The 11,427-nt window shown below is 68.0% G+C and carries 13 protein-coding genes; 6 read left to right on the forward strand and 7 right to left on the reverse strand.

Annotation, left to right across the window (positions count from 1 at the left end; translation table 11 throughout):
• Positions 1–1,226: AMP-binding protein (locus E2651_RS34520; protein ID WP_135335208.1), on the forward strand; the 1,226-nt coding region annotated here is incomplete at its 5' end.
• Between the two features lie 18 nt (positions 1,227–1,244).
• On the opposite strand, the gene E2651_RS44320 is transcribed toward E2651_RS34520, so the two are convergent.
• A complete protein-coding gene (locus E2651_RS44320) occupies positions 1,245–1,628 on the reverse strand; it encodes a VOC family protein (protein WP_167828979.1) in 384 nt (127 codons plus the stop codon).
• 415 nt (positions 1,629–2,043) lie between these two features.
• Positions 2,044–2,676 (reverse strand): hypothetical protein, encoded by a 633-nt coding sequence (locus E2651_RS44795; protein WP_245239410.1) that lies wholly within the window; start codon positions 2,674–2,676, stop codon positions 2,044–2,046.
• A 92-nt stretch (positions 2,677–2,768) separates the two neighbouring features.
• Between E2651_RS44795 and E2651_RS34540 the strand changes: the two genes are divergently transcribed.
• Positions 2,769–3,113 carry a hypothetical protein gene (locus E2651_RS34540; protein WP_245239411.1) on the forward strand — a complete coding sequence of 115 codons (345 nt, stop codon included), beginning with the start codon at positions 2,769–2,771 and terminating at the stop codon, positions 3,111–3,113.
• Between the two features lie 111 nt (positions 3,114–3,224).
• On the forward strand, positions 3,225–3,845 hold the full coding sequence (locus E2651_RS34545; protein WP_135335218.1) for a Uma2 family endonuclease: 621 nt from the start codon (positions 3,225–3,227) through the stop codon (positions 3,843–3,845).
• A gap of 119 nt (positions 3,846–3,964) precedes the next feature.
• Here the strand turns inward: E2651_RS34545 and E2651_RS34550 are convergent, their stop codons facing one another.
• Complete coding sequence (locus tag E2651_RS34550) at positions 3,965–4,513, reverse strand: DUF1062 domain-containing protein (RefSeq protein ID WP_135335212.1); 549 nt, start codon at positions 4,511–4,513, stop codon at positions 3,965–3,967.
• 552 nt (positions 4,514–5,065) lie between these two features.
• Here E2651_RS34550 and E2651_RS34555 point away from each other — a divergent pair.
• Positions 5,066–5,353 carry a hypothetical protein gene (locus tag E2651_RS34555; RefSeq protein ID WP_135335213.1) on the forward strand — a complete coding sequence of 96 codons (288 nt, stop codon included), beginning with the start codon at positions 5,066–5,068 and terminating at the stop codon, positions 5,351–5,353.
• 35 nt (positions 5,354–5,388) lie between these two features.
• On the opposite strand, the gene E2651_RS34560 is transcribed toward E2651_RS34555, so the two are convergent.
• Positions 5,389–5,607, reverse strand: coding sequence for a DUF397 domain-containing protein (locus E2651_RS34560; RefSeq protein WP_209446314.1), 219 nt, complete (start codon positions 5,605–5,607; stop codon positions 5,389–5,391).
• Here E2651_RS34560 and E2651_RS34565 point away from each other — a divergent pair.
• Positions 5,584–5,856 (forward strand): hypothetical protein, encoded by a 273-nt coding sequence (locus E2651_RS34565; RefSeq protein ID WP_245239412.1) that lies wholly within the window; start codon positions 5,584–5,586, stop codon positions 5,854–5,856. The two genes, E2651_RS34560 and E2651_RS34565, sit on opposite strands and share 24 nt — an antisense overlap.
• Before the next feature lie 68 nt (positions 5,857–5,924).
• On the opposite strand, the gene E2651_RS34570 is transcribed toward E2651_RS34565, so the two are convergent.
• From E2651_RS34570 to E2651_RS34580, 3 genes are all read right to left on the reverse strand, one after another.
• Entirely contained in the window at positions 5,925–6,143 is a 219-nt protein-coding gene (locus E2651_RS34570) for a hypothetical protein (RefSeq protein WP_135335214.1), read from the reverse strand.
• A 185-nt stretch (positions 6,144–6,328) separates the two neighbouring features.
• Entirely contained in the window at positions 6,329–6,508 is a 180-nt protein-coding gene (locus E2651_RS34575) for a sigma-like protein (protein WP_135335215.1), read from the reverse strand.
• A 203-nt stretch (positions 6,509–6,711) separates the two neighbouring features.
• Positions 6,712–9,666, reverse strand: coding sequence for a BTAD domain-containing putative transcriptional regulator (locus tag E2651_RS34580; RefSeq protein ID WP_135335216.1), 2,955 nt, complete (start codon positions 9,664–9,666; stop codon positions 6,712–6,714).
• A 357-nt stretch (positions 9,667–10,023) separates the two neighbouring features.
• Here E2651_RS34580 and E2651_RS34585 point away from each other — a divergent pair, with 357 nt between their 5' ends.
• Positions 10,024–11,265, forward strand: coding sequence for an amidohydrolase family protein (locus E2651_RS34585; protein ID WP_135335217.1), 1,242 nt, complete (start codon positions 10,024–10,026; stop codon positions 11,263–11,265).
• Positions 11,266–11,427: the final 162 nt, after the last annotated feature.

Below are 11,427 nucleotides of genomic sequence, written 5' to 3' on the forward strand. Positions count from 1 at the left end.
GCCGGGGGGACGGCCGGGGGGACGGCCCGCTGCCGGGCCTTCCGCATCTGGAGCAGGTGGTCGTCCTGTCCGACGACGCTCCGGAGGACTTCCGTTCCTGGAAGGACTTCGTCGCGAGTGGCGACGGGGTGAGTGCGAAGGAGGTCCGGGCGCGCGCGGACGATGTCGACGGCGAGGCGCCCTCGGACATCATCTACACCTCGGGCACGACAGGGCGCCCCAAGGGCGCGGTCATCACGCACGCCCAGACCCTGCGCTGCTACGGCGTCTGGAGCGAGCTCGCGGGCCTGCGCGAGGGCGACCGCTACCTGATCGTGAACCCCTTCTTCCACACCTTCGGCTACAAGGCGGGGATCATCGCCTGCCTGATGCGGGGCGCGACGATGATCCCGCAGCCGGTCTTCAACGTGGACACGGTGCTGGCGAACGTGGCGGCGGAGAGGATCTCCGTCCTCCCCGGCCCGCCGACCCTGCACCAGTCACTCCTCGACCACCCGTCCCGCGACCAGCACGACTTGTCGGCCCTGCGCCTGGTGGTGACGGGCGCGGCGGTGGTACCCCTCCAGCTGGTGGAACGCCTGCGCAGCGAACTCCACATCGCCACGGTCCTGACGGCGTACGGCCTTTCGGAGGCGAGCGGCATCGTCACGATGTGCCGCCAGGGAGACGCCGCGCGGATCATCGCCTCCACCTCGGGCCGCGCCATCCCGGACACGGAGGTCCGGGTGGTCTCCCCCGGCGGCGAGACGCTCTCGCCGGGCCGCCCCGGCGAGATCCTGGTCCGCGGACACAACGTCATGCAGGGCTACTTCGAGGACCCGGCGGAGACGAAGAAGGCGCTTACACCGGACGGCTGGCTGCGCACGGGCGACGTCGGAGTCCTCGACAAGGCGGGCAACCTCCGCATCACCGACCGCATCAAGGACATGTTCATCGTCGGCGGCTTCAACGCCTACCCCGCCGAGATAGAGCAACTCATCGGCGTACACCCGCAGGTGGCGGACGTGGCGGTGATCGGCGTCCCGGACCCGCGCCTGGGCGAGGTGGGCAAGGCGTACGTGGTGCGCCGACCCGGCGCGGTCCTGACCTCCGACGACCTGATCGCCTGGTCGCGCCGGGAGATGGCCAACTACAAAGTCCCCAGGCGGATCGAGTTCGTGACGGAGCTGCCGAGGAACGCGAGCGGCAAGGTCCTGAAGCAGGAACTGCGGGGCAAGAGGGGATAGTCGGCGGCCGGTCAACGGCTAGCTGGTGGCGGCCGCGCGCTCGCCGGCACTGCGCTCGACGTCGAACTCATTGCCCTCCGGGTCGGCGAGGGTGACCCAGCCGCGCCCGTCGGGCAGCCGGTGATCGCCCACGAGCTTTGCCCCGAGCGCGAGAAGCCGCTCGACCTCTTCGTCGCGGGTGCGGTCCTGCGGCTGCAGATCGACATGGACACGGTTCTTGACGGTCTTCGCGTCGGGCACGGTGACGAAGAGCAGGGTTATCCCTTCGGCCTCGACCAGGGATTCCGGGTCCCCGGGGAAGTCCTCGTCGGAGAGTTTCCCGCCGAGGGCCTCGGCCCAGAAGGTGCCCTGGCGGTAGGCGTCGGAACAGTCGAATGTGAGGTGGCGCACGAGGGAAGTCATGGCCGGGACTATCGGGGAGGTGCGGTCCGGCTGTCCAACGAGTTTCCGGTGCGGGAACAGGATCCCGCCGCCCTGAAGGCGGCCTCAGTCCTCGGTCAGTTCGGCCAGAGATGGAGGGCCTCGGCCGCGCGCACGATCTCTTCGACGCGTCTTTCCACCTCGACGACGAAGGCGGGTGGTGGCGGTGTCTCGCTGCCGATGACGTGACCCTATTCAGGGTCGTATTCCCAGGGAACTTTGCCGACCTGGCAAACCTCTTGCCGGTCGGCGTACCCCGAGACGCTCCCCGGCCTGGTGTCCTCGCACATCCTGGAGGGGTGCGGGCACTGGGTGCAGCAGGAGCGGGTGGATGAGGTGAACGGGCTGCTGGTGGAGTGGCTGCGGGGGCTTCGGCTTCGGATTCGGCTTCGGTGAGTCAGTGCCCGATGGGCGGTTCCATGCAGCCGGTCTCCGGGAAGGGGCCGTTGGTCTTCACGCCGTAGTTGGTGGGCTGCACAAAGGCGGTGACGCAGGCGTGCCGGCCGACGTAGAGACCGATCGAAGCCCCTTCGGGCGTGACGTACTCGTCCGTTTCGCCCTCGTAGCGCGAGCGGATCGGCTGCACGTCGAGCTCGCCGCCGAGCAGCTTGCCGCGGCTGGTGACCTTCCGGATCTCGTACCCGAGCTTGCCGGTGAGCGCGGCCTGCACGCTCTCCGGGTCCCACTTCTTTGCCTTGTGGAGCCGCTTGAGTACGGGTTCCATGCGGGCGGCCTCGGCCTGGGCGGCCTCCTCGTCGGCCGGGGACATGTCGCCGGGGCGGCGGTAGGCGTTGTTGTCCCCGTTGTGGGGCGCGCCGTCGACGACGCCGGGTTCTACGTAGGGGGAGGCGCCGGGGCTGGAGCTGGAGCTGGAGCTGGGGCTCTGGCTGGAGGCGGGGGCGTCGGCGGTGGTGTCGTGCCGCTGCTGCTCGCCGCAGCCGGTGAGTGATGCGAGGGCGGCGCCTATGAGGAGGGCGGACACCGCGCCGAGGCGCGGCAGTCTCTGCGGTGACGTGACCATGCGGACCATGGCAGTGACTCTGCCACGTTCTCCTCAGGCTTGGCCCAACGCCCTCTGCACTTCCGCGCGTTGGAGATCCGTTGGCCGGTGAGCTTAGCGTCGTGGGTGTTGTCTTCGAGAAGACGGCCGTTTCGTCCAACGGCAGCTTCAACGTCGCCGTCTACACCAACCACAACTACTCCGGAAAGGCGGAGTGGAACGCGGATCCGGTGAGCGGAGCGCCTGGGGACGCGCTGCGGGCGTACGACCACATGGCGGACGGCTGGAGCGTGGAGGCGATGCTCTCCTACGGCAGCCGCACGGCCTCGACCAGGGGGCACTCGGCCCCGTACTGGAGTGGCTGGAAGACGGGCAACATCGCCGAGGGCAAGACGGTGAAGGTGCGGATCTGCATGGTCAAGCGGCAGTACTCCGACTGCTCCCTCTTCTACTCGGGCAAGGCGTAGCCGCGGCGCGAGCGCAGGAACGTTGCCGCCTCACTCGAGGGAGTGGCGATAACGTCGTATGGGTAACACAGCACGCCAAGTCCCTCCACGATCTCCTCCATGGGAGCAGTCATGGCCGCAGAGGCACACAGCAGTGACCAGCGGACGCAGGCCACCTCCGAGAACTGGATGTACCCGCCGGAGGAAGTCGGCTGGACGTACGACCAGGTCAAAGAGCTGGACGTCCCGTTCGACTGGGAACTCGTGGATGGGAACATCGTGGTACGTGGGGCGACGAAGTGGTGGCACGACCAGGTGCGGGACGAGCTGTACTTTCACCTGCGGACTGCCAGGCGGGAGCCGTACGCGGCCAACGTCGAGCGGTGGACCATGTTCGACGAGTACACCGTCCCCAAGCCCGACATCGTGGTCTTCGACAAGACCGGCCTCGATGTCCGCACCCTGGAGTGCACTCCGGTCGCCAGCGTCGTCCTGGCCGTCGAGGTCGTCTCGCCCGGCTCGCGCACCGACGATCGCTTCCGCAAGCCGGGTATGTACGCCGAGGCCGGGATCTCCTACTACTGGCGCGTCGAGCGGGGCGAGGACGACATCCCGGTCGTGCACGAGTTCTGGCGCCACCACGAGTCCGGCGTCTTCGTCCCGAGCCCCGACAGCCCTGTCCATACCGGCAAGCTCACCACTGAGGTGCCGTTCCCGGTCGACATCGACCTGGGGAGCCTGGTCGAGGTCTGATACGGGGCGCCGCCAGGGGGCTTCGACGCACCGGCATCGAGGGGGCGCCGGGGCCGCCCGCTGTTACTAGGTTGGCGGCCCCGGCGCCAATCAAGCACCGGTCCAGCAAAGCCCCAGGCTCAGCGCTTGAGCATGAAGGTGAAGTCGCCGGAGAGCTTGCCGCTCAGCCGCGCCGCCGAAACGAGCTTCCCCTCCGCCATCAGTCGCTCGACCTCGGCCCGCGAAAGACCGCAACCGTCAGCGATCAGTCGCACCGGCCGGACAGGGATCCGGGCCGCGAAGCGGACCGAGACGTCGATTACCTCGCGCCCCAGGTGATCCGATCCGCCGGTGTCGAGGCGCCAGGCGTTGTCCCAGTCGAGGGCGATGCGATTACGGCGCCGTACGACCGGATCCTGGAGCAACTCGGCGGCCAGTCCAGGGTCGTTGTCGTGCATCCGGTCCAGCAGCTCAGGCCGTACGGAGCGCACATTCGCCCGCTCGAAGACCGTCAGCTTTGCCGTGTCTCCGCAAGCACTGCAGAGCACGAGGAGCCAGGCGTCGAGGAGCTTGTGGTTTGCGTTGACGCGAAATTTGCCGTTCGCGCGGAAGCGATCGGACGCGCACGCGTGGCAACGGCGGAGAACGGTAGGAAGGCAGGTGGGCATGACCACCCAGCTATTGAGCACAGAAGTACACCGGTTTCAGTGAGAAGTCCGCAGCAAAAAGCAGCGCGGCGCATATGCGCGACGCGCGACGAATCAGCACTCGGGAGGTCTCACGCGGTGTACAACGGAACGCCCTTGCCTAGACGACGTGGTTCGGCAGCAAAGTAGTGGCACACAGCGGCGCCGATCCACTGGTTTTCTAGAAGGCACGGCGCAGTTGCCATGCGAGCATGTGTGGCCATTGATCAGAACGCAGACCGTTGCCGAGGAGCCTTCGTGCGACACGACGTCGGATTGGCAGTACCCCTGGCGGCGGCTCTGGCGTTGCTGACCGGGTGCGGGGTTTCTGCGGGAGGTACCCATCCCTGCACCCTGATCGGCACGCCCGCTGGAATCCGGGTCGAGGTTCACCCGGAGCCGGCGAGCAGCGTGGCCGAGGCGACCCTCACGGCGTGCTGGGACGGCACATGCCGGAAGCGCGCGCTGCAGTTGAGGGAGATTTCGCCGGAGGAGCCGGCAGCTCCAGGGAACCCGGCAACTCCAGGGAACCCGGCAACTCCAGGGAACCCCGTGATGACCACGGAATCCGCTACCGCCACAGAAGGCCCGGCAGCCAGGACCTCCCAGACCCCCCAGACCTCCGAACCGCCCATCTGGCCTGGCTTCGCGGCCATACGTGACCTGCCGAAAAAGCCGATACGCGTCACGCTGGTCTTCAAGGACCAGCGCGGAGCCACCGTGCTCGACCGACAGATCAGCACCACCCCGAAGCCCACCTATCCCAACGGCCGCAACTGCTCGCCAGGCGGCCACCAGGCGCGCCTGACGGTCACGGAGGAGGGCTCGCTGAGCTCACGCTGATCACTTCAGGTCGTGCGTGAGGGGTGCGAGGCGGGTCATGGCCGTGCGGCCGACTCGTCGAACCTTCCGGTCTTCACTGCGGCTATGAGGGTCGCCAAGCGGGCAGTGGTGGTCTTCAGTTCGAGGGACGGGGCGTCGCTTTCGCGGAGGCGGACGGTGTTCTGCGTCGTGCTGAGCTCTACGCAGTTGGCGCCGTCGCCGCCACCGGAGAACGAGGACTTCTGCCAGGTGTGACCCTGATCGAGGCGTACCACGGCCAGATCCGACGCCAGGCCTGGGCGTGGGTGATGTCCCGCATCGTTGTGGAGCCTGCGACGCGGGAAGTCGCAGATGAGGCGGTCGCGCTGCTGGCGGAGACGGGGCTGGACGGCCACAAGTACGCGATTGAGGCGGCGCTTGCGGTGATCGCGGGGCAGCAGCCGGGGAATGTCGTGCTGTACACGTCGGACGAGGACGACTTGGTGAAGTTGTGTCCGGGGCGCGTACTCATCAGGGCGCTTTGACGGGGTCGAGCGAAAGCTCGACCCCGTACTGCTTCGCCAGCTCGGTAGTGGCGGACTGGCCCCGCTGATTACGGGGTGTGGCCCTCGCCGAGCGGGCCGACCGGCGTGTGGCCCTCGTCCAGCGGTGCGACCGGCGTGTGGCCCTCGTCCAGCGGTGCGACCGGCGTGTGGCCCTCACCCTGCGTCGTGATCGGCGAGTGGCTGTCGGCGAACGCCGGGGCCGACGCACCGCCTGCAGCGGCAGCCGCGATCGCGACGGTGACGAGGATCTTCTTGGTGCGGGTCATTCCAACTCCTTGGGAGAGGCGGACTTCCGACGACAGTGACGCAAGTGGCGAGGGGGACAAGTGTTCAATCCGTTTGATTGGAACTGGCCACGAGATGACCTGATCGAGACCGCCCCAGGGATACGTCGGCCGCGGTGGCTCCCCCTCCGTGCCACCGCGGCCGACCCCCGTCAGGATGTAAGTCTTTAGGCGTCCTTCGCCGGGGGGGCGGGAACGTGACCGTCGCCCAGGGGGGTCACAGTGCCGTCCTTCGGCGGGGCAGGGACGTGGCCATCGCCCTTCGTGGTTATGCCGTCCTTCGGCGGGGCGGGGACGTGGCCGTCGCCCATGGTCGTGATGTCCTCGTTCTTCTTGGCGTCGCTCATGGTTGAGACTCCTTTGGGTTGACGGTGCGCTGAGGCGAAGCGCCCATTCGGCAACTCCCCCGAGGGTCGCCGAACGGGCGCTTCAGGGCCGATCACTTTAGCCGTGGGGCCCCATGCGACCCGTCTGCCCCCCGACGCGACGGATCGATGTCTAGAGAGTGGCAGTAGCCCATAAACGTTCGATGAACGCCTTCGGAGGCCCGTCAGACCGCCGCGATCGGGGAGATGAGCCTCCGCACTTCGTCGGCCTCTGGTGCCCCCGTGCTCTCGTGAATAGCCAGAGCTTCCCGCCAGCACGCCCGCGCGCGGTCAATTTGCCCGATGTTGTGGAGGGACCTGCCCAGGAGGGTCAAAACGTTGGCACGCATCCAATCACCGCCGACGCAACCGGTGCTGAGGGCCTGTTCGGCATGCTGTGCCGCTTGCGCTGACCGGCGGGCCGAGAGGTGAACCTGGGCGATGCGGAAGTGAGTCGTCCCCTCCCACAGCCGTTGGCGGTTCTCCACGAACACCTTCAAAGCGTCAACGAGCTGGTCAAGTGCCTCCTCGTGACGGCCGGCGTGGCTCAGGCCAATACCCAAGGCGCTCTTCGCGTTGGCGAGACGGAAGGTGAGGCCGAGATCGTCGTAGATGGCTATCCCTTGCCGGGCGAGCTCAATCGCCTTGGATGTTCGCCCCAACTCGACGAGCGCGCGGGAGAGATTGCAAAGGGCGCTGGCCTCCCCGGCCCTGTTGGAATCAGCGCGGAACTCGTCGATCGCCTTGACGAAGTATGCCTCGCTGTCGGCATGCTGGTTGATGCAGTACGCGATGATCCCCTGCTCGTTCGGCGCGTTGCCGCAGGTCCAGGGGTCTCCGGATGTGCCGCCGAGCTTCGCGGCAGGCCGCAGCTCGGCCGAGGCCTTGTCGAAGTGCCCCACCTTGCTCAGGACCTGGGCGAGGGCGACTCGCGCCCGTCCCTCAGCGTGGGCATCTGCCACTGCCGCAGCCGCATCCCGCGCCGCGCAAGTCGCCAGCTCATACCGAAGCGAACTGGCTCCCGACTCCGCCAAGTCCTTGGAAGCCAGCAGCAGATCAACCGCCCGTCGCAAAGTCCCCTCGCCCAGCGACTGCTGCACGCAAGCCAGAATGCAAGCCGCCTCCGAGTGCAGCCAGTCCAGCGCCTTCGCATCGTCGCTGAAGTCCTGGCCGACATACTCCGTCACTTCGAGATGGTCCACAGTCCGGTCACCAGGCCGCTCTATCGCGTACACCCGAGCCGCCGAAGCCAAGTAGAAGTCCAGCAACCGCGACATGGCCGCCCCCCGCTCACTCGGCGGCTGCTCATCCCGCTCCGCGCACGCACGCGCGTAGAGGCGAACCAAGTCGTGGTATCGGTAGCGACCCGGCGCCGCCGACTCCACCAGCGACGTGTCGACGAGGGCCTCCAGGAGGTCCTCCGTCTCCTCGAGGGGCAGGTCGAGCATCGCCGCAGCCGCCGCCAGGGAGAGGTCCGGACCGTCCGCCAGGCCAAGGAGGCGGAACGCCCGCGCCTGCGCCGGCTCCAGCTGGCCATAGCCCAGCTCGAACGTCGCCTTCACCGCCAGGTCGCCCGCCTGGAGTTCGTCCAGGCGGCGGCGTTCGTCCGCCAGCTTCGCGGCGAGCGTCGACACTGTCCACGTACGCCTGGCCGCCAGCCGCGACGCCGCGATACGAATCGCCAGCGGCAAGAAGCCGCACGCCGCCACCACGTCCAGCGCGGCCTTACGCTCCGACTGCACCCGCTCCTCGCCCACGATCCGGGTGAACAGGAGCAGGGCCTCCTCCGGAGACATCACGTCCAGGTCCACCAGGTGCGCGCCCGCCAGATCCACCATCCGGATACGGCTCGTCACCAGTGCCGCGCAGCCCTCCATGCCCGGAAGCAGCGGTCTCACCTGGGCCGCGTCCCGAGCGTTGTCCAGGACCACCAGGACCCGGCGGCCGTCCAGGGTCGAGCGATACAGTGCCGAACGTTCCTCCAAGGAGTCCGGGATCGCCGAATCCGAAGTGCCCAGTGCCCGCAGGAAAGCGCCAAGGACCGTCTCCGGCTCCGCCGCCCTCGCGCCCGCCCCCTGCAGGTCCACGTACAACTGCCCGTCCGGGAAGTGCGTGCGCGTCACGTGCGCCACATGCACCGCCAGCGTTGTCTTGCCCACGCCCCCGATGCCCGCCAGCGCCGAGACCGCCATCACCCGGCCCTCCGCAGCCGAGAGGATCTCGCTCAACTCATCGACAAACGACGCCCGACCCGTGAAGTCCGGGACCGTCGCCGGGAGCTGGGCCGGGCGTACCACCGCCGCCGCCGGCTCCGGAGCCGCCGCCGAAGGTTCCGCCAGCGCCGGGTCCGCCTGCAGGATGCGTTGCTGCAACTCCTTCAGGCCGGGGCGGGGGTCCACCCCCAGCTCGTCCGCGAGGAGGCGGCGCGTGTCCGCGTACACCGCCAGCGCCTCCGCCTGGCGGCCGCTGCGGTACAGGGCCAGCATCAGCAACTCGCGCAACCGCTCCCGCAGGGGGTGCGCTGCCGTCAGGGCCGTCAGCTCCGAGACCGACTCCGCGTGGCAGCCGACCTCCAGGTCCATGTCCAAGCGCGACTCCAACAACTGAAGCCGCCACTCCTCCAGGCGGGCCCTCTGCGTCTCCGCGTATGGGCCGGGAACATTCGCCAGGGGTTCGCCGTCCCACAGGCTCAGTGCCTTGTTGACCAGCGTGCGCGCCTGGCACAGGTCGGCCACGCCGCGTGCCTTCTCGGCCTCCGCCCACAGGTCCTCGGCGAGGGTGAGGTCGAGCGCGCCGCAGGCGACCACCACCGCGTAGCCGCCCGCCTCGCTGACCAGGACGCCCGGCGGGAGCACCTTGCGCAGACGCGAGGCGTACGTACGGACCGCCGCCAGCGCCTGCGAGGGCGGGTCGTCGCCCCATACCGCGTCGATCAGCTCCGACGCCGTGGCCGTGCGGCCGTCACGCATGAGGAGGGCCGCAAGGAGGGCACGCTGTTGCGGCGAGCCCATGGAGAGTTGCTTGGCGCCGAGCCACGCGCGTACAGGCCCGAGCACGCTGAACCGCGACGCCTGTTCGGCCTCGGGGGTGCCCCCCGTGGCCGGACGCCGCTGCTCCGGTACTCGCGGTACACCGTCCATCGCTCCCCCTGCTGCCCTGCCGTGACCGGCTGTCGCCGTGCCTGGTTGTGCGTCGCGGGGCTGCCCTACCCGCGCTTGCCGTGCGTCTATGCGGACCAGATCTGGATCGAATCCGGATCGAAGCCGGATCCGATCCGGTTCCATCCGGTTCCATCCGGTTCCTATCCGGTTCCTATCCGGTTCGTGGTTCTTGTTCCCCGCCAGTTTGCCTTGTTCATGGCGGATGCGTCAGCTCCGCGAGACGGCTCTCACAGGGTCCTCGCACGAGCGGCCGAGCATTCATCGGCGTACAGAGAGCGCGCAAGAGAGCCTGCAAGGGAGCTGACGGGTCGTCAGATCGGCGCTACCGTGGACGCCATGGACACCGCTGAGACCCTTCCGACGTTCCCGAGGATCATCTCGGTGGACGACCACACCGTCGAGCCCGCCCATGTCTGGCAGGACCGTCTCCCGGCCAAATACAGCGACAGCGGACCCCGCGTCGTACGTGCGCCACTGAAGGAAATGACCTTTATGGGCGGTAAGTTCGCGCCCGTGATGGGGGCCAAGGGGGATGAAGGACCCATCGGGGACTGGTGGGTGTACGAAGATCTCCATCGGCCGCTTACTCGGCTCGATACCGCCGTCGGGTATGACCGGGACGAGATCAAGCTCGAGATCATTACGTACGAGCAGATGCGGCCGGGCTCGTTCAGCGTTCCGGAGCGCCTCGCCGACATGGACGTCAATCACGTCCAGTCCGCCCTCTGTTTCCCCACGTTTCCCCGTTTCTGCGGGCAGACCTTCACCGAGGCCAAGGACCGCGAACTCGGGCTGCTCGGTGTGCGCGCGTACAACGACTGGATGGTGGAGGAGTGGTGCGGGCCCGAGGCGCACGGCCGTCTCATTCCGCTCACTCTCGTCCCTCTCTGGGATGCCGAGCTCGCCGCCGCCGAGGTCCGCAGGAACGCCGCCCGTGGCGTGCGCGCCGTCGCGTTCTCCGAGATACCGCCCCACCTGGGGCTGCCGTCCATCCACACCGACGACTGGGATCCCTTCCTGCGGGCCTGCGACGAGACCGGCACCGTCATCGCCATGCACATCGGGTCGAGCAGCAAGATGCCGAGTACGTCGGCGGACGCGCCGCCGGCCGTGGGGTCGACCATCACCTTCGCCAACTGCTGTTTCTCGATGGTGGACTGGCTGATGAGCGGGAAGTTCGAGCGCTTCCCGAATCTCAGGATCATGTATGCGGAAGGGCAGATCGGGTGGATTCCGTACATTCTTGAGCGTGCGGATGTGGTGTGGGAGGAGAACCGGGGGTGGGGCGGCGTCGCCGACAAGGTGCACCGGCCGCCGTCCGAGCTGTTCACGGAGCATGTGTACGGGTGCTTCTTCGATGATGCCTTCGGGCTGAAGAACCTCGACTCGATCGGGGTCGGGAATGTCCTTTACGAGACCGACTATCCGCACTCCGACTCGACTTGGCCCAAGTCCCGTGAGGTCGGGGAGTCGCAGATGGGGCACCTCGCACCGGACGTCGTCGACCGGATCGTGCGGGGGAACGCCATCGAGCTGCTCGGGCTCACGAGTGAAGGGTTGTGGGCCGCCGGGGCGTGATGCTGTGGGGAGGGTCCGACGTTCCCGTGGGGGAGGCCGGGCCCTTCTTCATGCCCCATTCCGTGCCTGGCGGTTTGCCCCCACCCCTTGCCTGACGGTCCATCAGCTACGACGATGTGTGCGTCGTCAGATATGACGTACCGTCAGATCGGGATGGGTGGG

This window comes from Streptomyces sp. MZ04 (assembly GCF_004684775.1).
In the GTDB taxonomy this organism is placed as follows: Bacteria; Actinomycetota; Actinomycetes; order Streptomycetales; family Streptomycetaceae; genus Streptomyces.